Origin of the sequence: Pedobacter nototheniae (assembly GCF_004335085.1) — a bacterium.
Taxonomy (GTDB): Bacteria; Bacteroidota; Bacteroidia; order Sphingobacteriales; family Sphingobacteriaceae; genus Pedobacter; species Pedobacter nototheniae.
In genome coordinates, this window is record NZ_RQRS01000004.1 from 26,460 (window position 1) to 53,255 (window position 26,796).

Consider the following 26,796-nt stretch of genomic DNA (forward strand, 5'->3'; position numbering starts at 1 on the left):
TATGAATAGAAGATCATTATTAAAAGGAGGTTTACTTGCCGGCATCGGGTTGCCATTTGTAAGCTTAAATGACGTAATGGCGAAGCCAGTTTTTGCTGGTAAAAAAGCTAAAAACATCATTTTTATGGTTAGTGATGGTATGAGTACCGGTACTTTAAATATGGCCGATTTATTTGCTAACCGTGCCTTTGGAAAGAGTAGCAAGTGGATTGGTCTTTATAAAGATAATAAAGCCGTTAGAGCATTAATGGATACCGCATCAGCAAGCTCAATGGTTACAGATTCTGCTGCTGCAAGTTCATCATGGGGCGGAGGTATGCGGGTAAGAAATGGTTCGCTAAACGTTGGCATGAAAGGTGAAAAACCTCAGCCTATTCTTCAGAAATTTAAAGAAAACGGTAAAAAAGTAGGTTGTGTAACCACTGTACCTATAACTCATGCTACACCAGCAGGATTTTGCGTAAATATAGACGATCGCGACGGTCAGGCAATTATTGCTGAAATGTATCTTGGTTTAAAATTCGATGTAATGCTTGGTGGCGGGAGCAAGTATTTTGGCGAACATAGAAAAGATGGAAGTATTATTCCTAAATACTTAACCCAAGGGTTTAAAGTGGCCGAAACGAGAGATGAATTACTAGCCTTAAATAATCAAAAGCCCGTATTAGGCATCTTTGCTGAAGATGGCTTGCCCTATGAAATTGACCGTAAGAATGATCCTGCTTTAATGAAAACCGTTCCTTCTATTGCAGAAATGACCGTTAAGGCAATTGATTTAATGAAAGATCATAAAGATGGTTTTGTTTTGCAGGTAGAAGGGGGTAAAGTGGATTGGGCAGCACATTCCAATGATGTTAGTGGTTTAATATTTGATCAATTGGCCTTTGATGAAGCAGTTGGTAAAGCAATTGAATTTGCAGAAAAAGATGGCGAAACATTGGTAATCATTACAACCGATCATGGTAATTCTAATCCAGGGCTTTTTTATGCTGATGAAGCCAATAAAAAATTTGATACCCTACAAAAGTTTAAACATAGCAATACCTGGGTGCTTTCTCAATTAAATCAATCTTTTAGTGAGCAAAAAATTAAAGATATGATTATGGAGAGCCAAGGAATAGAGATGAAGTCAGAAGATATTAAATCTCTGCTGGTACATTTTAAAGATGTAACTGCTGGTCAGTTGTATAACGAATCTCAGCTTCCTTTTTATGAATATGGAAAGATAATGGGGAAATATACAGATGTACAATGGGCAGGTATGAACCATACTGGCGATTATGTTGAATTAACAATGTTTGGTCCAGGTTCTGAACTACTTAAACCTTTTGTTAAAAATTACGAATTGCATAATTTCATGCTCAAAGCAGCTGCTATGCCAGAGCATTTTGTTAATAAAGTATAATTTAAGGGGCTTTTAAAGCCCCTTTTTTATTTATTTTATGTTGTTTTTGGAAGAGATATATAAAGTATTCTTTCTTCCGCTGCCGCGGGGGCTTTCTCTTCTTTGGACAACCAAAGAACCAAAGTTGTCGGCTCGCAATTTTTCTGTTTAAGGTAGTGGGTGGGATTAGATTGTGCTTCCCGAATAATTGACCATGCCGATTTAGAGCTTTACGAAGAAATGGTGGTTTGGATTTGTTAGTGTTTTAAGCGTATTGCTATAACAGCGGTTCATAATATTTCGTTATCGTCTTTGCGAGGCACGAAGCAATCTTACCTAACAATAGATAATTCTGATTTTAGTGATGTATTGCTTGCACCTCACTTAAGTTCGCAAAAACGATACTTAAATGATCTTAAATGTCTTATATGGTTTTAATGCAATTCTTTCTTCCGCTGCCGCGGGGGTTTTCTCTTCTTTGGGCAACCAAAGAAGCAAAGTTGTCGGCTCGCAATTTTTCTGTTTAAGGCAGTGGGTGGGATTAGATTGTGCTTCCCGAATAATTGACCATGCCGATTTAGAGCTTTACGAAGAAACGGTGGTTTGGATTTGTTAGTGTTTTAAGCGTATTGCTATAACAGCGGTTCATAATATTTCGTTATCGTCTTTGCGAGGCACGAAGCAATTTTACCAAACAGTAGATAATTAGGATGTTTTGCTTCACGCCCCTCTTCAGTCTGCAAAAAAAACGATACTTAAATGATCTTAAATGTCTTATATGGTTTTAATATAATTCTTTTATCCGCTGTCGCGGAGGCTTTCTCTTCTTTGGGCAACCAAAGAAGCAAAGTTGTCGGCTCGCAATTTTTCTGTTTATGGCAGTAGGTGGGCTTGGCTTGTGCTTCCCGAATAATTGACCATGCCGATTTAAAGCTTAACTAAAAAACAGTGGTTTGGATTTATTGGGAGTATAGGCGATCGCTAAACCAAATTATTGCAATATTTCTGATAGAATTGAATTTGAAAACCAGTGTTTTAAGTAAAAACACTATCTTGATTTACACACAAATAAAATCTTAAAAACATGAAAATCACATTAGACACAAAATCCCTACTATTGGGTTTCTTGGGCGCAGGCTTAATGTTTATCGCAATTAGTTTTAAAAGCAGTCAAGATCAAAATAACGGCAAATTTAGCACTGAAGTAAACGATCATGTCGTTGTAATACTTGATAATGAAACGGGAAAATATATCATTGCACCAGCCATGTATGATGTGAATAAAGTTCAATGGCTAAAAGGAGAATTTAACCAAACATTTAGGGTTGCTAAAGACAACAAGAAAGAATAAATTTGATGCTTAAGCGCATGGCTAATTAAACTTGGCCATGCGCTACCTCTAACCAAATATTATGTATGAGCTATAATCGTCGAAATTTTATCGGTGACAGCATGACTATTACTGCGGCTTCGTTTTTACCATCCTTAGATGTTTTCGGAACCTCAAAAGTAAATCCCTTGGCGGCTAAAAAGGGATTCGAATTAAAAATTATGGCGCCTTACTGGGGCTTCAACGGTTCAGTAACTGATTTTTGTAAGAAGGCTAAACAGGATGGTTTTGATGGAATAGAAATTTTATGGTCGGCAGAAATTGCAAAAGAACTTTTCTCTGCCTTAAAAGAATATCGTTTAGAAGTTGGCTTTCTATGTCGTGGAGATGAACCCAGTTTCGAGCCACATTTTGCCACTTTTAAAAAAGTACTTAATCAAGCTATAAATAATAACCAGCAGAAACCACTTTATATTAATGTACACTCTGGTAAAGATTTTTTTGAATACGAAGAAAATAAAAAATTTATAGATTTTACCATTCAATACGCAAAGCAAACAGGTGTAGCCATTTATCATGAAACACACCGATCCCGTATGCTTTATTCTGCTCCAGCTTCAAGGTTTTATTTAGATCAAAATCCTGATTTAAGGCTTACGCTTGATATTTCTCATTGGTGTAATGTTAGTGAAAGTTTGTTAGAAGATCAGCCAGAAACTGTAAACCTTGCTATTTCCCGAACAGATCATGTGCACTCCAGAGTTGGGCATGCAGAAGGGCCGCAGGTAAGTGATCCTCGAGCACCAGAATGGAAATCAGCCGTTGAGGCGCATTTTGAATGGTGGGATAAGATTGTTGCCATTAAAAAACAAGAAGGGAAAATACTGACTATGCTCACAGAATTTGGACCACCAACCTATATGCCAACGCTACCATTTACCAATATGCCCGTTGCAGATCAATGGGCAATTAATGTGTATATGATGCAAACATGGAGAAAAAGATACTTATAAAAACATTAAATAAATTAGAGTAAAATGGACATCCTTAAAATAGTATATGATGAAGTAATAGGCTTCTTTAGTTTAGGAGGCTTAATAAAAATTGTGCAAACTGGAGATTATGGATCTCTGGCAACCTTATCTGGCATACAGAACCTGCTATGGCCACTTATTCCTTTCTTATTACTTTTTGAAATTATTAGAGCAGCTTTTTATAAACGTTTTAAAATAGAAGAATATAAAATACCCTTTTTGGTTTTTGTGCTTAATCGTTTTATTTCCAATTTTATTTCTATAGCAGTTGTTGGTCTATGCATAGGTTTATTAAGTAGGTGGGCTATTTTTACAACCACTTTTACTTGGTATTGGCTTATTTACGGTTATATTGTTTGGGAATTGTCGCACTTTGTTTATCACTTTTTAGGTCATAAAGTAAGGGTTTTATGGTGTTTGCATTCCACACATCATGCGCCACAACAAATGAATATGTCTGTAAACTTTGCACACTTTTTTCTCGAAGCACCTTATGCTGATTTAATTCGAACTTCTATTTGTGTTTTACTTGGTGTTAATCCCACATTATTGTTTTTTATTATGTTTATTGATGGCATTTGGGGATCCTTCATCCATATTGGTGAAAATGTAATTAAGGATGGTCGTTTGGGTTTTTTAAATCGAATTTTACTCACACCATCACACCACAGGGTGCATCATGCAAAAAATCCATTGTATATGGATACCAATTTTTGTAACCTGCTAAATATTTGGGATCACGTTTTTAAAACCTATCAAGACGAAAGAGAAGATATTACAATAGAATATGGCATTACCAGAGAAATGAATCCTAATAGTTTGTGGGATGTTTATTTTGGCGAATTCATTTGCTTAGGGAAAGATATTGCTGCTGCTCCAGGCCTAAAAGCAAAATTGCTTTACATTGTTATGCCACCAGGATGGAGCCATACCGGAGATCATAAAACAGCAAAAATTACCAAAGCAGCATATGTAACAGAAGAAAATTTGATTGACGAAAAAATGCCTTCCAATAGCCTCTCAGCTTAAAAAGGCGACTCCTAATACCATTTAGCCACGGAAATTAAGAATTCACGGAGTAAGTTAATTTCGTGTCATTCCTTGTTTCTGTGGCATTTTAATTTTTCATCCTGATTGGCGAATAATAAAAAAACACATAGGAAAATATATGCTTAAATGCTCTTAAATGTCTTACATGGTAATTTAATGCAAGCCATAATTATATCTATAAATACTATCTATTTAGCCACGGAAATAAGAATTCACGGAGGAAGCTAATTTCGTGTCATTCCGTGTTTCTTTGGCATTTAAATTGAAATAATGCAAACTGCAATTCAGTGGTAATACTAAGAATCATATAACTTTTTCCTAAAATCCTGTAATATCTACAAGCCCAACTCATGGTATCTTTGTATCATTCAATACAGATAAAATGAGTTCATCAAAAAATATAGAAACAATTTCACTCCCAGTTTTAGGAATGAGTTGTGCAGCCTGTGCCGTTAGCGTAGAAAGTATGATAGCTGCTCAACCAGGTGTGGATAAAGCCGAAGTAAATTATGCAACACAATCTGTAAAGGTTCTTTACCATGCAGATCAGGTGCAACCCGTTGATTTCCAGAAAGCAATTCAATCTGTAGGCTACGATTTAATATTAGATGTAGAAAGTGGTAGAGAAAAGCAAGAAGAAGTGCAGAGAAGCAATTACGAATCACTTAAAAAACGAATGATTGCATCCTCCATTTTAACAATACCAGTCGTTATTATTGGAATGTTTTTAATGGATATGCCTTACGCTAACTATATTATGTTAGCACTTACCACACCTATACTTTTCGTTTTCGGCAAAAACTTTTTTATCAACGCATATAAACAAGCCAAATTTGGAAAAGCCAATATGGATACACTTGTTGCTTTAAGTACGGGGATAGCCTATCTGTTTAGCGTTTTTAACACATTTTTCCCTGAATTTTGGCATAGCAGAGGTTTGCACCCTCATGTTTATTTTGAAGCAGCGGCCGTTGTAATTGTGTTTATTATGCTGGGCAAACTTCTGGAGGAAAGTGCAAAATCCAATACATCTTCGGCCATAAAAAAACTGATGGGTTTACAACCTAAAACAGTTTTATTGATTACCAAAGAGGGAGAAAAAGAAATTCCACTGAGCGAGGTACACCTTGGCGATCAGCTATTGGTACGCTCTGGAGAAAAAATCCCTGTAGATGGACTTGTGTTTCAGGGCAGCTCTTATGTGGACGAAAGCATGATTTCTGGCGAGCCAGTACCTGTTTCAAAAAATAAGGGCGATAAAGTATATGCAGGTACAATAAACCAAAAAGGTAGTTTTCGTTTTACAGCAGAAAAAGTTGGCGGCGAAACTATGCTGGCACAAATTATAAAAATGGTGCAGGATGCACAGGGTTCAAAAGCACCTGTTCAAAAATTAGTAGATAGAATTGCCGGAATATTTGTGCCCATTGTAATGGCTATTGCGCTGTTTACACTCATGCTTTGGATGCTGCTTGGTGGCGAAAATGCTTTTACTCAAGGCATGCTCGCTATGGTTACCGTATTGGTAATTGCTTGCCCTTGTGCACTTGGTTTAGCAACACCTACAGCCATTATGGTTGGAATAGGAAAGGGAGCCGAAAGTGGAATCCTGATTAAGGATGCCGAAGCACTTGAACTAGGTTACAAAGTGAATGCAGTAATTTTAGATAAAACAGGAACCTTAACCAAAGGGAAACCCGAAGTAACTGAAATGATTTGGCAAAAAGGCTTCGAAAGTAATAAGGAAAAACTAATGGAAGTGTTTTTTGCATTAGAACAACAATCAGAACATCCGCTTGCCGAAGCCATTGTAAATTACATTAAGCCTCAAATTACAAACCAAGTAGGAGTTAACAATTTTAATAGCATTACGGGTAAGGGCGTTGAAGCTAATTTTGAAGGTACTAAATACTGGGCAGGGAGCCATAAAATATTAAAAGATCAAAATATTTCCATCAGTGATGACTTGCAGCAAAAAGCGGATGCTTTACAAAATGAAGCAAAAACTGTAATTTATTTTGCAAATCAAGATCAGGTGATTGCTATTGTAGCCATTGCCGATCAATTGAAAGAAAAATCCACCGATGCCGTTAAAATATTGCAAAATATGGGCATTGCTGTATATATGCTCACCGGTGATAACCAACAAACTGCCGCTGCCGTTGCCTTGCAAACAGGAATAAGCAATTATAAAGCAGAAGTATTGCCATCAGATAAAGCCGATTTTGTAAAAGAACTACAAGCTCAAGGTAAAATTGTTGCCATGATTGGCGATGGAATAAATGACAGCCATGCGCTTGCCCAAGCTGATGTTTCTATTGCCATGGGTAAAGGCTCTGATATTGCAATTGATGTTGCTAAAATTACTTTGGTATCTTCTGATTTAATGATGGTGCCAAAAGCATTGCGACTTTCAAAATTAACGGTTCGTACCATCCGCCAAAACCTATTCTGGGCATTTATATACAACTTAATCGGTATTCCAATTGCCGCAGGAATATTATATCCAATTAATGGCTTTCTTTTAAACCCAATGATCGCCGGAGCTGCCATGGCTTTAAGCTCTGTATCGGTAGTTGGAAATAGCTTAAGACTAAAATTTTCAAATTTATTATCTAATTAAATATTATAATCATGGAAACATTAAAATTTAAAACCAATATTAAATGTGGCGGATGCATTGCTACAGTTACACCTTTTATGGATAAACTAACCAACATAGAAAGCTGGGAAGTAGATACCCAAAACCCTGATAAAGTGATGACAGTTAAGGTTGAAGATGGTGCCGATGCTAAAAGCATTACCAACGCCGTTGAAGAGGCAGGTTACTTAATTGAAAAGATTTAGCCTTAACCCTCACGTTGTTGTGAAGTACCAAACACTCTTACCCATTTCTATTAACAAATTAGGACTTCTTAGTACTTTACAATAACGGAAATTATATGAGTTTTTTCCCAAAATCCATATACAAATATCCAATTACCAGAAAATATTCTCCAATGAAAAAAATGATTTTGTATTCCTTCTTAATGCTCATGTATGCGTTTGCATCAGCACAGGAAAACGGAAATATCAACGCAATTAATACTCATGCACAACAGGTTATTTATACTTGCAGCATGCACCCTGAAGTTCAAAGTTCAAAGCCAGGAACCTGTCCGAAATGTGGAATGGCGTTGATAAAACAAAAAGCAAAATCAAATTTACCTGCTGAAAAAAAGGAGCAAGTGTCACATAAAATGGATGGTAGTTCTAATCCAATAAAGAGCAATGCGGAGATTTCCAATACAAAAGGCAAAACCATTCGTTATGATCTTTATGTAAATGATACAACGGTTAATTTCTCGGGGAAACCCAAAATGGCGATGGCTATAAACGGACTTATCCCAGGGCCTGTGCTTACTTTTACAGAGGGCGATACAGCCGAAGTTTATGTACATAATTTAATGGATATGGAAACCTCAATCCATTGGCATGGCGTGTTTTTACCCAACAATATGGATGGTGTGCCATATTTAACACAAATGCCCATAAAACCGCACTCAACCTATGTTTATAAATTTCCTGTAATTCAAAATGGTACATATTGGTACCACAGTCATACCATGCTACAAGAGCAAAGTGGTATGTATGGTGCGCTGATTTTTAATAAAAGAAATGAGCCTAAAATGCCGGCTATTCCTGTGGTGTTAAGTGATTGGACGGATATGAATCCAAAGGAGGTAGATAGATCGCTGCATAACGCTTCAGATTGGTTTGCAATTAAAAAGGGCACAACTCAAAGTTATGGCGAGGCGATAAGTAAGGGGTATTTTAAAACCAAATTGGTAAACGAATGGAAACGCATGACGGCAATGGATGTAAGTGATGTGTATTATGAAAAATTTTTAACCAACGGGAAGAATATAAGCACATTGCCACAGTTTAAAGCGGGCGACAAGGTAAAATTACGTATTGTTGATGGCGGCGCTTCAACTTATTTCTGGCTTACTTGGTCTGGAGGCAAAATAACCGTTGTAGCAAATGATGGAAATGATGTTGAGCCTGTTGAGGTAGATCGGTTGCTCATTTCGCCATCTGAAACTTATGATGTTGTTTTAACTATTCCGGCAGATGGAAGTTATGAATTTCTTTCTACCGCTGAAGATCGAACAAATTCTACTTCTCTGTGGCTTGGTAGCGGTGTTAAAAAACCGGCAAAACCATTGGGTAAACTCAAGTATTTTGAAGGCATGAAAATGATGAACGGCATGATGAAGATGAATGGCGATATGGCACCAATGGGAATGAAAATGTCTAATCAGCAAATGGATATGAATAATGTAATGTATCCTGAAGTTACCGGAACTGATTATGGTAAAAAGAAAAAAACTGAACAAACCGCAGAGGAAACTGAAAATGCCGAATTAGTAACCTTAAATTATGGTATGTTAAGGGCTACCGAGAAAACCACCTTAAGAGAAGGACCTTTAAAAATATTGAAATTTGAGTTAACGGGGAATATGAACCGTTATACCTGGACACTTGATAATAAAACTATTTCTGAAAGCGATAAAATTTTGATTAAAAAAGGGGAGAACGTTAGAATTATCCTTTACAATAATTCTATGATGCGCCACCCAATGCACTTGCACGGACATGATTTTAGGGTATTAAATGGACAAGGAGAATATGCACCATTGAAAAATGTACTGGATATTATGCCCATGGAAACTGATACCATTGAGTTTGCTGCGACAGAAAGTGGCGACTGGTTTTTTCATTGCCATATTTTATACCACATGATGAGCGGAATGGGTAGGATATTCTCTTATGAAAATTCGCCGCCAAACCCTGAAATAGTAAACCCGAAATTTGCCCAGCGCAAATTGTATAGCGATGATAGAATGTTTCATCCTATGGCTACTGTTGGTTTAGAAAGTAACGGTAGCGATGGCGAATTTATGTTGGCTAATACCCGTTATCGTTTTTCTACAGAATGGAGAGTAGGTTTAAAAGCCCAACATGGGTACGAAAGCGAAACTTATTTTGGTCGTTATATCGGGAAAATGCAAATGTTTATGCCTTTTATTGGTTTCGATTATCACTATAATAGCATGAAAAACGAATCTGAAAAAAATCTTTTCGGACAAATTAGTAACCAGCATAATCGTAAAGCAGCGGTAATTGGTTTTCAATACACATTGCCAATGCTTTTTGTTGCCGAAGCACGCCTAGATAGTAAAGGGAAAATGCGCTTCCAGTTAACCAGAGAAGATATTCCAATTACAAACCGACTTAGGTTTAACCTGATGGGCAATACCGATAAAGAATATATGGCAGGCTTTAGATATATTGTAACGAAGTATTTTTCATTCTCTACTCATTACGATAGTGATATGGGTTATGGAGGTGGTATAACCTTAAATTACTAATTTATTTCGGTTAAAATTTTAGTAAGGGAATCATTTGTAAATATATATTGAACTAGAACATCGAATTTTTAATATTTAATGATATTATTGTATTCATCATTTATCTATAATTTTTAGCTTCAATCTTATGAAATTTAAATTTATACTCTCGCTTATTTTATTTACGATTCAAACTGCAGTGGCACAAACTAATGTTTTTCCTTCAACGGGAAGTACAGGTATAGGTACAACAACACCTAAGGCTTATTTAGACGTTTCGAGCTATTCTGAGGGAGGATTATTATCTGCGGTTTTGGGACGATTACCAGAAGGTAATCATATAAACGATGGAACTTATTTAGGCGTGAGAGGCTATACAACTACTATCCCCTCTGGGAGATTCAGTGTAAAAGGTTTTTCTTTAGAGCATAGCTTTTATGGACAAGTAAACTCATCCATTAATTTTTTTAGAGGTGATGATGTTTTGGGCGGTTTTATAACTTTTAATACAAACAATAATGTTGAAAAAATGCGTATAAATTTTACAGGCAATGTAGGTATAGGGACAAGTAATCCAACTGACTTACTTACAGTAGCTGGAAATATAGGCGCTAGAGAAGTAAAAGTAACTACTACGGCGGGTGCCGATTTTGTATTTGAACCAACTTATAATCTGCCAGATTTATCCGAATTAGAAAAGTTTTTAAAAATTAATAAGCACTTGCCAGAAATACCAACTGCTAAGGAAATGATTGAAAATGGTATAAAACTGGGAGAATTAAATGTTAAGTTACTACAAAAAATAGAAGAATTGACGCTCTATTTAATAGAAAAGGATAAAGAAGTAAAAGCAACAAAAGAAGAGATAAATACCTTAAGAATTGAAACGAAATATTTAAAAGAAGAAATATCTTGCATTAATGAAAAAATAGAAATCTTGTTGAAGAAATAAAATTGTTTTTTGCTTTAATTGCCTATAAGAAATTAATAATTATTAGTTTTGACAAAAATGAGGTATATCATAATAATATTCTCCGCTTATCTAATCCTTTTAGGGCTTATGCCTTGTCAGGATGTGGCAGATATTGTTGCCAATACCCAATATGCTTCTATAGTTCAGCATACCGATTCGGGCACTAAACATTTACAAGATGAATCTTGTCCGCCGTTTTGTAGTTGCGCTTGTTGTTCCATAGGGCAGCATTTTCCGATAGATCAAACTTCGGCTAAAATAGAGCAACCCCAATACAAATCTTATCAGGTTTTTTGTATTTCAGATATTAAAAAGCAACCCGTAGATGTTTGGCAACCGCCAAAACTTAACGCCTAAATTCTTTTTTTGATTATCCTGCGATGATGGCATTGCTATGCCCGTGTAAATCGCATTCAGCTTAATCAATATCCAATATTATCAATTATTGTTTGCTAAGGTTTTACAGTTTAAAAAACTGAATTTAACCTCGTGCAACCTATAATTCGATCATTCACCAATTATATCATTTTTAGAAATGTTAGATCAAATTATAAAATTCAGTATAAAAAATAAGCTCATTATTGGCCTGCTTACATTGGCCTTAATTTGCTGGGGAGTATGGAGCGCCTCTAAACTACCGATTGATGCTCAACCCGATATTACCAATAATCAGGTTCAAATTATTACCCTTACACCAACATTGGCAGCACAGGAAACCGAGCAATTGGTAACCTATCCTATAGAACAAACCCTAGCCAATTTACCCAATCTACAGGAAATAAGGTCTGTTTCCAGATTTGGACTTTCCGTAATTACCGTTGTATTTAATGAAGATGTAGATGTTTATTTTGCTCGCCAATTAATCGGTGAAAAGCTTAAAGAAGCAGAAACAAAAATTCCGAAAGGACTTGGAACACCAGAGTTGGCTCCGGTTAGCACTGGCTTGGGCGAGATATATCAATATGTAGTTCACCCAAAAAAAGGTTCAGAAAATAAATATTCTGCTATGGATTTACGTACCATGCAGGATTGGATTGTTGCCCGTCAATTATACGGTACCCCTGGTGTTGCAGAGGTAAACAGCTTTGGCGGTTTATTAAAGCAGTACGAAGTATCTGTAAATCCAAATCGTTTAAAAGCCATGAACATAACTATTGCAGAAATTTTTACTGCATTGGAAAAAAATAATGAGAATACAGGCGGTGCTTACATTGATAAAAAGCCAAACGCTTATTTTATCAGAGGCATCGGTTTAATGGGCTCTATGAGCGATATTGGCAATACAGTTGTTAAAAAAGTAAATAATATCCCGGTACTGGTTAAAGATATTGCAGAAGTAAAATTAGGTAACGCTGTACGGTACGGATCGGTTACTTATAACGGTGAAAAAGAAGTAGTTGGTGGAATCGTAATGATGCTAAAAGGTGCAAATAGTGCCGCTGTTGTGCAAAAGGTAAAAGCTAAGATGGAGGTAATTAAAAAAGCCCTACCAGAAGATGTGATTATAGAGGCCTTTAGTGATAGAGCCAGCTTAGTTGAGAGAGCTGTTAATACCGTTAAAACTAACTTAATAGAAGGTGCGCTGATCGTAATATTAGTGTTGGTACTATTTCTGGGCAATTTTAGGGCAGGCTTAATTGTAGCATCCGCTATTCCATTAGCCATGCTTTTTGCCCTCGCAATGATGAATGTTTTTGGCGTAAGTGCCAACTTAATGAGCTTGGGTGCTATTGATTTTGGATTGATTGTAGATGGTGCAGTAATTATTGTTGAAGCCACTTTACATCATCTCGCATTGCGAAAATCGACTCAAAAGCTTACGCAGAACGAAATGGATGAAGAAGTATTTGTATCTGCATCTAAAATACGAAGTAGTGCTGCCTTTGGCGAAATCATTATCCTGATTGTTTACATTCCTATTTTAACACTAGTTGGGATAGAAGGAAAAATGTTTCGCCCAATGGCTATGACGGTAGGTTTTGCCATCTTCGGCGCTTTGTTACTATCGCTCACCTACATCCCGATGATGTCGGCCCTGTTTCTTTCCAAAAAAGTATCTCACAAAAAAAACTTTTCCGATCGGATGATGGATTTTTTCCAAAGGGGGTATACGCCACTAATAAATTGGGCTATTAAAATGAAATATGCTGTGGTAATAGGAGCCGTTACCCTTTTAGGGATTACTATTATTGTTTTTAGTAGAATGGGAGGAGAATTTCTTCCTCAATTACAAGAAGGAGATTATGCTTTTCACTGTATTCTTCCGCAAGGTACATCGCTAAGTCAAAGCGTAGAAACCTCGATGCAGGCAAGTAGGATCATTAAATCCTTTCCTGAAGTAAAAATGGTTGTAGGTAAAACTGGTAGCGCCGAAGTGCCAACAGACCCCATGCCTCCAGAGGCAACGGATTTAATTATAAACCTGAAACCTAAAAGCGAATGGACTACCACCAAAGATTATAATAAACTTGCTCAGTTAATGGTAGAAAAGCTTGAAGCCTCCATTCCTGGGGTTTTCTTTGAAGCTTCGCAACCTATACAAATGCGTTTTAATGAATTAATGACGGGGGTTAGGCAGGATGTAGCCATTAAAATATTTGGCGAAAACATTGATACCCTTGCTGCACTGGCACCTAAAGTGGCAAAAATTGTTCAAACTGTAAAAGGAGCAACTGAGCCACAAGTGGAGCGTACAACAGGTTTGCCGCAAATTACCATTCAGTATGATCGGGCTAAAATTGCTGGTTATGGCTTAAATATCGAAGACATAAACAATACCATAAGTACTGCTTTTGCAGGAAAAGCTGCAGGTGTAATGTTTGAAAATGAACGGAAATTCGACTTAGTTGTTCGATTGGATAGCATCAGTAGAACATCAATTGATGATGTAAATAATTTATATGTAGCTACAAATGATGGTAATCAGATTCCGCTTTCACAGGTGGCAGATATTTCCTTTAAAGAAGGACCAGCACAAATTAGTCGCGAAGAAGGAAAGCGCAGAATTGTTGTTGGTTTTAACGTAAAAGATAGAGACGTACAAAGTGTGGTAACCGATATTCAACAAAAACTAAATGAAGCTAAATTGCTCCCAACAGGTTATTATTATACTTACGGAGGTACTTTTGAGAATTTACAGGAAGCATCTGCCCGGTTAATGATTGCTGTACCAGTTGCCCTGGCGCTCATTTTTCTCTTACTGTTTTTCACCTTTGGAACCGTTAAAGATTCATTACTCATTTTTACAGCAATCCCCATGAGTGCTATTGGTGGTGTATTTGCACTTTTAATTAGGGGGATGCCTTTCAGTATTTCAGCAGGTGTTGGTTTTATTGCGCTATTTGGTGTAGCAGTACTTAACGGGATTGTGTTAATTGGCACCTTTAACCAATTGAAAAAGGATGGCATGGATGATATTGTGCAACGAATTTTAGAAGGAACAAAAATAAGGCTACGCCCAGTATTAATGACAGCAACAGTTGCTTCGCTGGGTTTTATACCTATGGCATTAAGCAGTGGCGCAGGTGCCGAAGTACAAAAACCATTGGCAACCGTTGTTATTGGGGGCTTAATTACGGCAACATTTTTAACATTGGTGGTACTACCGTTGCTTTATCTTTTATTTTCAAGCAAAGTAAAAATTAAGATCAATCCTAAAGCTACTGTTGTTATTGCTTTTTTCCTTTTAGTTGGGGTTTCTAATGGGGCTAAAGCACAAAATGTTTCTAAAAGAATTACAATAGAAGAAGCTATTTCATTGGCAAAAGGCAATCTTCAATATGAAGTAAATGCTCAACAACTAAATAAAGGAAAGGCACAAATAAAAACGGCTTCTATTTTAACTAAAACAGGTGTTTTTGCTGAGAATGAGGATTTAAGACCAAGCGATCATACTGGGGTTTTAAAAATTGGCGTTTCGCAAAGTTTGGCTTGGCCGGGTTTATATAAAGCACAAAAAAACCTTTATACCGAGCAACTAAAATATTATCAAGCTAATGATGCAGTTATTGGCATTGATGTAAAAAGAAACATTCGGGCAGTTTATTATCAACTTTGGTATCTGCAGGATAAAAAGCAATTGTATCATCGCTTGGATAGTATTTATAGATCCTTAAATGCCGCTGCGAAGCTAAAAGTAAAAACGGGTGATAGCCCAGGTTTGGATAGTATTGCATCCAATGTGAGGATGAAAGAGCTAGGTGCCTTAATGCAGCAACTAGATGGCGAAACCAAAATACAACAACAAGCAATGATGCAATTGCTAAATCTTAATGAATATATTTTGCCAATACAGCAACCTTTAGCAAAATTAATGGTTTCAAATGCGCAAAGCGAATCCGATCACCCTGTTTTAGAATTGCAAACACAAAATATAAATATTGCAAATGCTGGAATTTCAGTTATTAAAAATGAAAACCGACCAGACTTTTCAGGACGGTTTTTTAGTCAACGGTTATGGGGTGCAAAAGATCCTTTTACCGGTTTCTCTGTAACGGCTTCCTTTCCATTATTTAATGCAGGTACAGCTAAAAATAAGGTTAAAGTTGCTGAGGCAGAAAAGGCTGTTCAACAAAAACAATACAACTATGATGTTCAGCTTTTCAACAATAAAAAATCGCAGTTATTGCAGGAGGTAGATAAAAGCTTTAGCATGTTATCATTTTATGAAACTACAGGATTAAAACAAGCCAATGAGATAATTAAGGCGGCTACTTTAGCATATCGGGCGGGTGAAATCAGCTTTGCAGAAATGTCGCAGTATTTAACACAATCTATCGATATTCAGAAAAATTATTTAGAAGTGCTTAATGCTTACAATCAATCAGTTATCCAATACAGTTATTACATCAACCAATAAATTAATATAGTAATGAAAAAATATCTTATAAACCTGTTTGCCATGTCGTTTATTGCAATTGCGCTGGTTTCGTGCAGTAGTAAGAACGATACTGAATCAGAAGGTTCAAAAAAAGAAGCAACTGAAGAGGCACATGCTGAAGGTGCAAGTACGGCAATATTAACAGAATCGCAAATTAAAAGCATCGGCTTAAAATTAGGAAGCATAGAAAATAAACAGCTAACTACGACGCTAAAAACAAATGGAACATTGCAAGTACCAAATCAAAATAGAGCCAGTGTAAATTCTGTTTATAATGGAGTAATAAAATCCTTGTTGGTGCAACCGGGTAATTTAGTGCGCAAGGGCCAAGTAATAGCCACTATTTCAAACCCAGAGTTTATACAAGTACAAAGCGATTATTTAAATGCAAGTGCTAAAATTACCCTCGTACGGTTGGAGGTAGATAGACAAAAAGAACTGAATGCAGGAAATGCAGGAGCATTAAAAAATTTACAATCTGCCGAAACAGAGCTTAAAACATTGCAAACGGCAAAAGCCACATATGCGCAACAAATACAATTAATGGGTATAAATCCGGCTAGTTTAAGTAAAGGTAAATTAATATCCGTTTTATCGGTTAGAAGTCCTATAAATGGTGTAGTGAGTAAGGTAAAGGTAGAGATGGGTAGTTATGTAGATGTAAATACCCCAATAGCCGAAATTGTAGATAACAGCCAGTTACACCTTGATTTATTTGTGTATGAAAAAGATATTCCAAAGCTTAAAGAAAATCAACTCATTCATTTTACTTTAACCAATAACCCTGGTAAGGAATATGATGCAAAGATTTATTCATTGGGCTCATCTTTTGAAGGCGAAAGTAAGGCCGTAACCGTACATGCTAAAGTTCAGGGTAATAAGGCTGGGCTGATTGATGGTATGACAATTACCGCAGTTATAAGTTTAGAAACAGGAACAAAACCAGCTGTACCCACAGAAGCAATTGTAAATGTAACTGGACAGGATTTCATTTTTGTAAGAAAAATTGAAGCTGAACATAAGGAAAATGGAAAAAATACAGCCAACCATGAAGATGAGAAAGGAATAACCTTTGAAAAAATACCGGTTGCAAAGGGAACTACTGATGTTGGTTATACGGAAATTACCTTATTAAAAGAAATTCCTAAAAATGCCGAAATAGTAGTAAAAGGAGCATTTTTTGTGCTTGCGAAAATGAGCAATAGTGGTGAACACGAACATTAAAATTACAACAATGAAAACACAAGAAGAAGATAAATCAAATCACGATAACCACGTTCACGCAAAGCATGAATCAGGAGATGGTCATCATCATGGCGGCATTTTTGGTGCCAATACAGAGTTGTACTTTGCCATTTTAAGTGGTGTTTGTTTGGGCATTGGCTTTGGCCTTGCTTATATTAATGGATTACCTGCATGGTTTAGCTTAGTGATGTATACTTTGGCCTATTTCTTTGGCGGTTACTTTACCGCAAAAGAAGCAGTAGAAACCATAGTAAAGGGCGGTTTTGAAATAGATTTTTTAATGCTTGTAGCCGCAATAGGTGCTGCAATTTTGGGCTCGTGGGCAGAAGGGGCATTATTGCTGTTTCTTTTTAGCTTGGGCCACGCACTGGAACATTACGCTATGGGTAAGGCACGGAAATCTATTTCTGCATTAACAAGTTTAGCTCCACCAACGGCAATAGTTGTAAGAGATGGTAAGGAAACCGAAATTAGAATTGAAGAATTAAAACTTGGTGATGTAATTATAATCAAACCAAACAGTAAAATTCCGGCAGATGGAGTTGTGGTAAAAGGCGAAGGAAGCGTTAATCAGGCACCTATTACCGGAGAAAGTGTTCCTGTTGATAAATTGCCAGTTCCTGATGCAAACATCGATTATTCGACAGATAAAAACATTAAACCTCAATATCGTGTTTTTGCAGGAACGATAAATGGAGCGTCCGCACTTGAAATTAAGGTAATTCGGGAAGCAAAAGATTCTACTATTTCGCGACTCATAAAAATGGTTAATGAAGCCGAAAAGCAGAAATCACCCACGCAGCTTTTTACCGATAAATTCGAAAAGTATTTTGTTCCCGTTGTGTTGGTGCTGGTAACACTTTTATGTTTCGCTTTTGTGGTTATAGATGAGCCTTTTAGCAAAAGTTTTTACAGGGCAATGTCCGTATTGGTAGCCGCAAGTCCATGTGCTTTAGCAATTTCTACACCAAGTGCTGTACTAAGCGGCGTAGCAAGAGCCGCCAGGGCAGGGGTATTAATAAAAGGCGGTAGACCATTGGAAGATTTAGGCGGCTTGAACGCCATTGCATTTGATAAAACCGGAACACTTACGGAAGGAAAACCCACATTAACCAACGTAATTCCATTAAATAATGTTGCAGAGAATGAATTAATGTTGGTTGCAGTCGCAGTAGAAAAGCTGAGCGACCATCCTTTAGCAGAAGCTATTGTAAAAGGAGCGCTCGAAAAACTGAAAGATCAATCAATTCCTAAAGCCGAAAATGTTAAAGGTATTACCGGAAGAGGGGTGCAGGCAGAAGTTGATGGAAAGAAAGTATTGATTGGAAATAAGGCGCTTTTTGAAAAAGGTGGTATTCCAGAAGGAGTATTAAAACAGGTGGAAGATCTTGAAAAAGATGGTCATACCTCTATGCTGGTTAAGCGTGACGATGATTTTATAGGTATATTATCACTCATGGATGTTCCGAGGGCAGAGGCTAAAAAAGTACTTAGCGAATTAAGCAATTTAGGGATTAAGAAAATGATTATGCTCACAGGAGATAATCAGCAAGTGGCCGAAGCGATTGCTAAACAAATTGGCGTTACCGAAGTGCGGGGCAATTTAATGCCTGAGGATAAAGTAAAGGCCGTGCAAGAACTGGCAAAATCTGAAGAAATGGTTGCCATGGTTGGCGATGGTGTAAATGATGCACCAGCAATGGCCAAAAGTACCGTTGGTATTGCTATGGGGGCTGCTGGCTCTGATGTTGCGCTAGAAACTGCCGATATTGCTTTAATGGGTGATAAGCTTGAAAGTTTACCCTTTGCCATTGGATTGAGTAGAAAAGCAAGAGGAATTATTAAACAAAATTTATGGATTTCTCTTGGTGTTGTAGCCGTGTTAATTCCTTTAACTATTCTCGGAATTGCGTCAATCGGTCCGGCGGTTATTGCACATGAGGGCTCAACTTTGATTGTAGTTTTTAATGCACTTAGGTTGCTGGCTTTTGATAGAAAAGCAGCTTAAAAAGCATATTTATTTAAAAATCTGTGGCATAAATTTGTCGCAGATTTTTAAATGCTTTTCAGAAAATATTACTTAGGATATGTTTTATTGCATGATATTGTCTGTTGTTTTGCTATTCCTTAATAACATATAAATATTTTTTGCCTATAAAGGAGAGATGATTACCTCTAAGAAAAAGAAATATCTAATTGCAAAAGCTTTTCCGATTACGCTCAGGCATCCACCATTACCGTCTTTGTGAGGTACGAAGCAATCTTACCCAACAGTAGATAATTATTATTTTATGATGTAATTGCTTCAGTTCGCGAAAAACGATAGCCTTAAATGCGCTTAAATGTCTTACATGGTTTTAATACAATGCTTTGATCCTCATGCAATTCTTTATTCCGCTACCGCGGGGGCTTTATTCTTTTTGACAACAAAAAGAACCAAAAATTGTCGGCTTGCAATTTTTCTGTTTATGGCCGTGGGTGGGCTTTGCTCGTGCCACCCGAATAATTGACCATGCCGATTGAGAGCTTTATGAAGAAAGTGGTTTGGACTTATTGGTTGGTTAGGCAATCGCTAAGCAAACGTTCATATTGCAAAAGCTTTTCCGATTATGCTCAGGCATCCACCAGTACCGTCTTTGCGAGGCACGAAGCAATCTTACCCAACAGTAGATAATTATTATTTTATGATGTATTGCTTCAGTTCGCGAAAAACGATAGCCTTAAATGCTCTTAAATGTCTTACATGGTTTTAATGCAATGCTATGATTGCAAGACAATGTTTTCCGCTGCCGCAGGGCTTACCTTTCTTTTGGCACCAAAAGAAACAAAAGTGTCGGCTCGCAATTTTTCTGTTTAAGGCAGTGGGTGGGCTTGGCTTGTGCTTCCCGAATAATTGACCATGCCGATTGGGAGCTTAACGAAGAAACAGTGGTTTGGGTTTGTTAGTGTTTTAAGCGTATTGCTATAACAAAGTTCATAATATTTCGTTACCGTCTTTGCGAGGCACGAAGCAATCTTACCCAACAGTAGATAATTATGATGTATTGCTTCACGCCCCTTGCTTCAGTTCGCAAAAAAAACAATAGCCTTAAATGCGCTTAAATGTCTTACATGGTTTTAATGCAATGCTATGATTGCAAGACAATGTTTTCCGCTGCCGCGGGGGCTTTATTCTTGTGCTCCCCGAATAATTGACCATGCCGATTGGGAGCTTAACTAAAAAACAGTGGTTTGGACTTTTTAGTGGATTAAGGCAAGTACTCAATAAATTTCACAGCTATATGATCTCCGTAATTTTGGAAAACCAAAAACTGTTATTAACTTGAACAATTGCAATCGCATAATTTAATTGTCTTTCTGCTACAGTTTTTCTTCAGAATCGTCAATTATTATTGTAGTTATATTATATGGGTTAATTCATGGAAGTGCCTCAGGAGTTTTTATTGGAAAGGGTTGAGAAATTTGCCGAAGATTTGTTAAAAAACAAGCTGCCTGAATCTATGTATTTTCACAATTTTGAACATACTTTACTTGTTGTTGAAGGTGTTATTTTAATTGGTAAACAAATCGGAATTTCACAAGAAGACCTGTTTCTGTTAACAATAGCGGCCTTTTTGCATGATACAGGCTATACCAATCAATACATAGGACATGAAAATAGTAGCGCTTATATTGCTGAAAAGTTTCTGCTCAAAAACGGATTAAGTTCTGATAAGGTAGAGCAAGTAAAAGCATGTATTATGGCAACAAGATACCCTCAGTTTCCTGCCAATATACTCGAAATGATTATCTGCGATGCCGATTTTTATCATTTTTCCCTCAACAGCTACCATCAATTTGCAACTCGATTAAAACAAGAATGGGAAGCACAATTAGGACTAGTATATTCTGATTTACAATGGGCCGCCTTAAACTTGGAGATGCTAGCAAAGCATGAATATTTTACCATTTACGGGAAACAAGTTCTTCAAAGAAATAAAAATTTAAACATAGAAAAACTCATTCAACGCTTTACATAGTTATGAAAATTTTAATTATTGAGGATGAGCAAGCTCTGTTGGAAAGCATTTTGACATATTTTACCGGCGAGGGGAATATTTGCGAACACGCTTCAGATTTCAACTCCGCTCTTGAGAAAATTTCGATGTATAATTACGATTGTATTTTGCTTGATCTCGGTTTGCCCGGAGGTGAAGGAATGGAATTGTTAACTAAACTTAAACAATTAAAAAAGAGAGATGGCGTGCTCATCATTTCGGCAAGACACTCTTTGGATGATAAACTCGCCGGATTAGACCTTGGTGCCGATGATTATTTGGTAAAACCATTTCATTTATCAGAATTAAAAGCCAGAGTAAGCGCAATTGTTCGCCGTAAAAACTTCGATGGCGATAATGTGATTGTCTTTAATGAAATTAATGTAGATGTTTTTGCAATGAAGGTTATTATTGGAGAAAGCCAAATTGCATTAACAAAAAAGGAATTTGATTTATTGGTATACTTTCTTTCCAACAAAAATAAGGTGGTAACAAAAAATGCTATGGCAGAGCACCTTTGGGGCGATGAAATGGATCTTTCTGATGATTTCGACTTTATTTATACCCACGTTAAAAATCTTAGAAAGAAACTAATGGAGGGCGGTGCAGCAGATTATCTTCGCTCAGTTTATGGTATTGGTTATAAATTTGGAAACATATGAAGCTTTCCAGTCGCTATAACCAGGTAAATATTTATACTTCGCTAATCGTTTTAATTATTACTGGAATAATATATTATGTGGTAATCCATTTTATTTTAACCGAAAAGCTTGATAAGGATTTGGCGGTAGAAGAAAACGAAATCAAGCAATATACAGCCACATACAATAGGCTGCCACTTCCGGCAAGTTATTTAGATCAGCAAGTTTCCTATAAAGAGGCAAAAGGTGAGGTGCCTGAGCGAGAGTTTTTATATACCAGCTACCTAAACCCTAAAGAAAAGGAAACCGAACCCGGAAGGAGATTAATTACAACAGTTAATTTAAAAGGCAAAACCATCATTGTAAACATCACCAAATCTAGGGTAGAAGCTGAAGATTTAGTTCGCATAATTTTGCTAATTACCCTCGCCATTACCATTATTTTACTCTTATCGCTTTTATTAATTAATCGGTTTATTTTAAGTAGGTTATGGAAGCCTTTTTACAGTATTTTAAATAGAATGAAGGCTTTTGAAGTTACCCGAATGGAAAATATTGAAGAGGAACCAACAACAATTGATGAATTTAATGAGCTAAATAAATCTGTTAATGCAATGGCAGAAAAAGTAAGGCAGGATTATAAGGAACTCAAAAGTTTCACCGATAATGCTTCTCATGAAATGATGACCCCACTGGCCGTAATTAATTCTAAACTCGATTCGCTTTTGCAAACAGAATCCTTTACGGAGCAACAAGGAGCTCTTTTAGAAGATATTTACCATGCCACAGGGAAACTTTCCAGGTTGCACCAATCTCTTTTACTCTTAGCGAAGATAGAAAACAACTTGATTTCCGATTATCAAGATATAGATTTTAAAGAAATGGTGGAAGGAAAAATTCGCCAGTTTCAGGAGCTTTTTGAAAGGAATAACCTAACCATTAAACAAAATGTAAAACCTACGGAGCTAAAAATGAGCCGTTACCTTGCTGATATTTTGTTAAATAATTTATTTAGTAATGCGGTAAGGCATAATATAACTGGTGGCGAAATTAGTATTCAGCTAAACATCAAAACTTTGGTAATTGCCAATACAGGAAAAAATACGCAGCAAAATAATCGTCTGTTCGATCGCTTTTCTAAATCTACAGAATCTGAAGGGATGGGACTAGGATTAGCCATTACAAAGCAAATATGCAATCTTTATAGCTTTGATATACAATATAAGCATATGCAAAATAATCATGTTTTTACAGTGTATTTCGAAACAAATTAATCCATTGTAGGTATAAGCTAAAGGAAATATTTCGCCTTAATAAGTAAAAAAATCAACTAATAAAGCCACTACAGAATTCCTCCATAATTGAGTTATAGATTTGATTAAAATTTATAATTATGAAAAAGATTTTTGGAATTTTAATCCTAATTGGTGGCTTTGCAGCTACCTCGCAAGCACAAAAGTTAAATGCAAATAAGGTACCTGCTTCGGTAAAAGCTGCATTTTCTAAATCGTACCCAAAAATAACAAAGGTAAGTTGGGAAATGGAAAAGCAAGATTATGAAGCTGGTTTCACTGTGAATGGTAAAAATAATTCGGCACTTTATTCTGCAAAAGGAATTCTTTTAGAAACTGAAGTAGAAATAGATAAATCTGAATTGCCTATTCTGGTAATTACTAAGCTAAAAGGAATGAAGATTGCCGAAGCAGCGAAAATTACTAAAGCCAATGGCACAGTGCTTTACGAAGCCGAAGTAAAAGGAAAGGATTTATTGTTTGATGCATCTGGAAATCCAGTAAAACTGTAAAATGTATAAGTCTATTTTTAGTTGTCTGATATTTGTATCAACATTATCCAACTGCCTTGCTCAAAAAACAGACGCTCTACAAACTTCCACAACAGATACAATTTCGAGATGGAATACAAAGGAAATGATTCCGAAAAACAAGTTTAAACCATTAACATTTGTTGTGCCTGCCGTATTGATGGGTTATGGTTTTGCTGCGGTTTACGATCATGGTGCACTTAAACAACTGGATGTAAGTACGAAGGAAGAACTTCAGGAAGATCATCCTTTATTTGCAGCCCATGTAGATGATTATTTGCAGTTTGCACCTGCGGCAGCCGTTTACGCCTTAAACCTTTCTGGTGTTAAAGGGAAACATAATTTGTTTGATGCTTCTATGCTTTATGTTACCTCGGCGGCAATTATGGGCGTATCTACACATTTTGTAAAACAGGGTGTAGGTAGAATGCGCCCGGATGAATCTGGTACTAATTCTTTCCCTTCGGGGCACACAGCTTCTGCTTTTATGGCTGCAGAATTTTTGCATCAGGAGTATAAAGATGTAAACCCATGGATTGGTTATGCAGGTTATTTTGTAGCAACAGCAACGGGTACTTTGCGTATGTACAACAACAAACATTGGTTTAGTGATGTAGTTGCAGGTGCAGGATTTGGAATTGCTTCAACAAAAATTGCGTATCTTGTTTATCCATATATTAAAGGAATTTTTACAACAAAAAACACAGGTAATTTTACCTTCATGCCTTTTCACCAGCAAGGATATACAGGATTAATGTTATCGGGTAGGTTTTAATGTCACCGTATTAAATTTTATCTATTTAAATAAACAGGCTTAGAATTTTGAAAATGAATATTGCCTTTAAATACTTGGTTATGAGCTTTCTTGCTGTTTTATCAGTTAAGACAATGGCACAAGCTCCAGCCAAAAACCTCGATTTCTTTTTAAAACAGGCACAATTATCTAGCCCCGTGCTTAAAGATTTTGAAAATCAGAAAAGATCTGCTGCAATAGATAGTTTAATTGTTCGTGCAACCGGTGGACCTCAGCTTACAGGTACGGGAGCCGGAATGTATGCGCCAATAATTAAAGGTTACGGGTATGATGGCGTAATTACAAATGGACAGGCGCTTGAGGCTTTACTAAATGTAAATTATGAGCTATTGAATAAAAAGCGGCTAAATAATCAATTAGAAGGAATAAAAATTCAAAGCGATTCCATCAAATACGCCAGTCAATTATCGTTGTACGATTTAAAAAGATCTATTGTAGATCAATATATTACAGCCTATGCCAGTCAGGAACAAGTTAATTTTAGCTATGAAGTGGTTTCGCTTTTGCAAAAAGAAGAACAATTATTCAAAACATTAACCAGAAGCAACATTTACAAACAATCAGAATATTTAACTTTTCTGGTTACCCTTCAACAGCAACAATTGGCTATGAAACAAGCCGAAATTCAATTTAAAAATGATTATGCTACACTAAATTATCTTGCAGGCATTGCCGATACAACACAAATAAAACTTGCAGAACCACAACTGGAAACTGCTATTTTTAAGCAAGAAAGCATGTTTTTTACAAAACGTTTTGAACTGGATAGCTTGAAAAATATTAATCTAAAAAATGGCATTGATTTAAATTATAAACCAAAACTTGGGGTTTACGTTAACGGTGGTTACAGCTCATCATTAAGTTTCCAACCGTACCGTAATTTTGGTAGTAGTGTAGGCTTTACGTTTTCTGTACCAATATATGATGGGCACCAGAAGAAAATGCAGTACGATAAACTTAAACTTTCATCAAATACAATTGCCAATTACAAAAACTTTTTCGTTCGGCAACAAGGGCAGCAGCTAAATTTAATCAAACAGCAAATTGTTCAAACAGATGCGCTTTTTGGGAAAATTAAAGAGCAAATCCGCTTCAGCAAAGGTTTAATTGATGTAGATAGCAAATTACTGCATACCGGAGATCTTAAAGTAGTAGATTTTGTAATTGCCATAAATAACTATATGTCCGCACAAAATCTGCTCAGACAAACAACCATTAACCGTTTAAAATTAATTAACCAATATAATTACTGGAACAAATAACATGCATAACTATCTAAAAATCATATTGACCTTTTCCGCGGGTTTATTAATTTTTTCTTCCTGTAATCAGTCGGCTCCTGCTGAATCCATCGATGCGCCTTCTCCAGTTACGTCTGTACAGGTTACTCAAATTAAAGATAGCACATTGGCTGAATATGCAGATTTTTCGGCCGTTTCTGCCTATCTGGAAAAGAGTTTTGTAAAGGCAAATATCAATGGTTATGTAGAAACTGCTAATGCAAAAACAGGTCAGCAAGTTGGTGGCCAACAACTCTTGTTTAGCTTAATTACTAAAGAAGCAAAATCTATCGGCAATACGGTAAATAAGCTCGATCCTGGTTTTAAATTCTCAGGTGTATCCAATATCAGAGCAGGGCAAGCAGGGGTAATTGTACAGGTAAACCATCAAAAAGGTGATTATGTGCAGGATGGTGAATCTTTAGCAACGATTAGCAACCGCAATAGTTTGGTTTTTTTATTGGATCTTCCTTATGAATTTAACCAAATGATTAGCCAAAATAAAGCCCTTGATGTTATACTTCCAGATGGAACAAAACTTAATGGTTTAATTTCGGGCACTATGCCGTCTGTTGATTCGGCGGCGCAAACTCAGCGCTATATTATTAAAGTTTCTACAGTAAAGGATATTCCCGAAGGTTTAATTGCTAAAGTAAGGCTAATGAAAGTTCACCACGGTAGCGCTCAGGTTTTACCAAAATCAGCTGTGCTCGCTAATGAAACTGAAGATGAATTTTGGGTTATGAAAATGATAAACGATTCTACAGCAGTAAAAGTTAATGTGAAAAAGGGTATTGAAAGTAACAATTGTATGGAAATTTTAGAACCGATTTTTAATAAAACGGATAGAATTATTACAGTTGGAAACTACGGCATTGCCGATACAGCAAAAGTTAAAATCCAGAAATAGAATT

General features: G+C 36.4%; 20 protein-coding genes. All 20 read left to right on the forward strand.

Features of this window, described 5'->3' with window-relative positions:
* Position 1: 1 nt before the first annotated feature.
* The gene (locus tag EHC72_RS05025; protein WP_131536577.1) at positions 2-1,405 is read left to right on the forward strand and encodes an alkaline phosphatase; all 1,404 of its coding nucleotides are present in this window, start codon (positions 2-4) and stop codon (positions 1,403-1,405) included.
* Between the two features lie 388 nt (positions 1,406-1,793).
* Entirely contained in the window at positions 1,794-2,000 is a 207-nt protein-coding gene (locus EHC72_RS05030; RefSeq protein ID WP_131536578.1) for a hypothetical protein, read from the forward strand.
* A 468-nt stretch (positions 2,001-2,468) separates the two neighbouring features.
* On the forward strand, positions 2,469-2,735 hold the full coding sequence (locus tag EHC72_RS05035) for a hypothetical protein (protein ID WP_131536579.1): 267 nt from the start codon (positions 2,469-2,471) through the stop codon (positions 2,733-2,735).
* Positions 2,736-2,800: 65 nt separating this feature from the next.
* A complete protein-coding gene (locus EHC72_RS05040; protein WP_131536580.1) occupies positions 2,801-3,727 on the forward strand; it encodes a sugar phosphate isomerase/epimerase family protein in 927 nt (308 codons plus the stop codon).
* A 24-nt stretch (positions 3,728-3,751) separates the two neighbouring features.
* Positions 3,752-4,777, forward strand: coding sequence for a sterol desaturase family protein (locus tag EHC72_RS05045; RefSeq protein ID WP_131536581.1), 1,026 nt, complete (start codon positions 3,752-3,754; stop codon positions 4,775-4,777).
* 403 nt (positions 4,778-5,180) lie between these two features.
* A complete protein-coding gene (locus tag EHC72_RS05050; RefSeq protein ID WP_131536582.1) occupies positions 5,181-7,421 on the forward strand; it encodes a heavy metal translocating P-type ATPase in 2,241 nt (746 codons plus the stop codon).
* A gap of 11 nt (positions 7,422-7,432) precedes the next feature.
* Entirely contained in the window at positions 7,433-7,645 is a 213-nt protein-coding gene (locus EHC72_RS05055) for a heavy-metal-associated domain-containing protein (protein WP_131536583.1), read from the forward strand.
* A gap of 95 nt (positions 7,646-7,740) precedes the next feature.
* Entirely contained in the window at positions 7,741-10,212 is a 2,472-nt protein-coding gene (locus EHC72_RS05060; protein WP_246029378.1) for a multicopper oxidase domain-containing protein, read from the forward strand.
* A gap of 127 nt (positions 10,213-10,339) precedes the next feature.
* Positions 10,340-11,143 (forward strand): tail fiber protein, encoded by an 804-nt coding sequence (locus EHC72_RS05065; protein ID WP_131536584.1) that lies wholly within the window; start codon positions 10,340-10,342, stop codon positions 11,141-11,143.
* A gap of 57 nt (positions 11,144-11,200) precedes the next feature.
* Positions 11,201-11,521, forward strand: a complete 321-nt coding sequence (locus EHC72_RS05070; protein WP_131536585.1) for a DUF6660 family protein — start codon at positions 11,201-11,203, stop codon at positions 11,519-11,521.
* 178 nt (positions 11,522-11,699) lie between these two features.
* Positions 11,700-16,022 carry a CusA/CzcA family heavy metal efflux RND transporter gene (locus tag EHC72_RS05075; RefSeq protein WP_131536586.1) on the forward strand — a complete coding sequence of 1,441 codons (4,323 nt, stop codon included), beginning with the start codon at positions 11,700-11,702 and terminating at the stop codon, positions 16,020-16,022.
* Between the two features lie 12 nt (positions 16,023-16,034).
* A complete protein-coding gene (locus EHC72_RS05080) occupies positions 16,035-17,267 on the forward strand; it encodes an efflux RND transporter periplasmic adaptor subunit (RefSeq protein WP_131536587.1) in 1,233 nt (410 codons plus the stop codon).
* Between the two features lie 10 nt (positions 17,268-17,277).
* Complete coding sequence (locus EHC72_RS05085; protein ID WP_131536588.1) at positions 17,278-19,296, forward strand: heavy metal translocating P-type ATPase; 2,019 nt, start codon at positions 17,278-17,280, stop codon at positions 19,294-19,296.
* Positions 19,297-20,707: 1,411 nt separating this feature from the next.
* Entirely contained in the window at positions 20,708-21,307 is a 600-nt protein-coding gene (locus tag EHC72_RS05090; protein ID WP_131536589.1) for an HD domain-containing protein, read from the forward strand.
* Between the two features lie 2 nt (positions 21,308-21,309).
* Positions 21,310-21,987, forward strand: coding sequence for a response regulator transcription factor (locus tag EHC72_RS05095; protein ID WP_131536590.1), 678 nt, complete (start codon positions 21,310-21,312; stop codon positions 21,985-21,987).
* A complete protein-coding gene (locus tag EHC72_RS05100) occupies positions 21,984-23,240 on the forward strand; it encodes a sensor histidine kinase (protein ID WP_131536591.1) in 1,257 nt (418 codons plus the stop codon). The genes EHC72_RS05095 and EHC72_RS05100 overlap by 4 nt, the downstream gene beginning before the upstream one ends.
* 119 nt (positions 23,241-23,359) lie before the next feature.
* Positions 23,360-23,770, forward strand: coding sequence for a hypothetical protein (locus EHC72_RS05105; RefSeq protein WP_131536592.1), 411 nt, complete (start codon positions 23,360-23,362; stop codon positions 23,768-23,770).
* A 1-nt stretch (position 23,771) separates the two neighbouring features.
* On the forward strand, positions 23,772-24,563 hold the full coding sequence (locus tag EHC72_RS05110) for a phosphatase PAP2 family protein (protein ID WP_131536593.1): 792 nt from the start codon (positions 23,772-23,774) through the stop codon (positions 24,561-24,563).
* A gap of 80 nt (positions 24,564-24,643) precedes the next feature.
* A complete protein-coding gene (locus tag EHC72_RS05115; RefSeq protein ID WP_165585766.1) occupies positions 24,644-25,864 on the forward strand; it encodes a TolC family protein in 1,221 nt (406 codons plus the stop codon).
* A 1-nt stretch (position 25,865) separates the two neighbouring features.
* Positions 25,866-26,792 (forward strand): HlyD family efflux transporter periplasmic adaptor subunit, encoded by a 927-nt coding sequence (locus tag EHC72_RS05120; RefSeq protein WP_131536595.1) that lies wholly within the window; start codon positions 25,866-25,868, stop codon positions 26,790-26,792.
* The last annotated feature ends 4 nt before the right edge of the window (positions 26,793-26,796 follow it).

Coding starts and splice junctions, on each gene's coding strand:
- EHC72_RS05025 (WP_131536577.1), top strand. CDS start 2: ATGAATAGAAGATCATTATTAAAAGGAGGTTTACTTGCCGGCATCGGG.
- EHC72_RS05030 (WP_131536578.1), top strand. CDS start 1,794: ATGATCTTAAATGTCTTATATGGTTTTAATGCAATTCTTTCTTCCGCT.
- EHC72_RS05035 (WP_131536579.1), top strand. CDS start 2,469: ATGAAAATCACATTAGACACAAAATCCCTACTATTGGGTTTCTTGGGC.
- EHC72_RS05040 (WP_131536580.1), top strand. CDS start 2,801: ATGAGCTATAATCGTCGAAATTTTATCGGTGACAGCATGACTATTACT.
- EHC72_RS05045 (WP_131536581.1), top strand. CDS start 3,752: ATGGACATCCTTAAAATAGTATATGATGAAGTAATAGGCTTCTTTAGT.
- EHC72_RS05050 (WP_131536582.1), top strand. CDS start 5,181: ATGAGTTCATCAAAAAATATAGAAACAATTTCACTCCCAGTTTTAGGA.
- EHC72_RS05055 (WP_131536583.1), top strand. CDS start 7,433: ATGGAAACATTAAAATTTAAAACCAATATTAAATGTGGCGGATGCATT.
- EHC72_RS05060 (WP_246029378.1), top strand. CDS start 7,741: ATGAGTTTTTTCCCAAAATCCATATACAAATATCCAATTACCAGAAAA.
- EHC72_RS05065 (WP_131536584.1), top strand. CDS start 10,340: ATGAAATTTAAATTTATACTCTCGCTTATTTTATTTACGATTCAAACT.
- EHC72_RS05070 (WP_131536585.1), top strand. CDS start 11,201: ATGAGGTATATCATAATAATATTCTCCGCTTATCTAATCCTTTTAGGG.
- EHC72_RS05075 (WP_131536586.1), top strand. CDS start 11,700: ATGTTAGATCAAATTATAAAATTCAGTATAAAAAATAAGCTCATTATT.
- EHC72_RS05080 (WP_131536587.1), top strand. CDS start 16,035: ATGAAAAAATATCTTATAAACCTGTTTGCCATGTCGTTTATTGCAATT.
- EHC72_RS05085 (WP_131536588.1), top strand. CDS start 17,278: ATGAAAACACAAGAAGAAGATAAATCAAATCACGATAACCACGTTCAC.
- EHC72_RS05090 (WP_131536589.1), top strand. CDS start 20,708: ATGGAAGTGCCTCAGGAGTTTTTATTGGAAAGGGTTGAGAAATTTGCC.
- EHC72_RS05095 (WP_131536590.1), top strand. CDS start 21,310: ATGAAAATTTTAATTATTGAGGATGAGCAAGCTCTGTTGGAAAGCATT.
- EHC72_RS05100 (WP_131536591.1), top strand. CDS start 21,984: ATGAAGCTTTCCAGTCGCTATAACCAGGTAAATATTTATACTTCGCTA.
- EHC72_RS05105 (WP_131536592.1), top strand. CDS start 23,360: ATGAAAAAGATTTTTGGAATTTTAATCCTAATTGGTGGCTTTGCAGCT.
- EHC72_RS05110 (WP_131536593.1), top strand. CDS start 23,772: ATGTATAAGTCTATTTTTAGTTGTCTGATATTTGTATCAACATTATCC.
- EHC72_RS05115 (WP_165585766.1), top strand. CDS start 24,644: ATGAGCTTTCTTGCTGTTTTATCAGTTAAGACAATGGCACAAGCTCCA.
- EHC72_RS05120 (WP_131536595.1), top strand. CDS start 25,866: ATGCATAACTATCTAAAAATCATATTGACCTTTTCCGCGGGTTTATTA.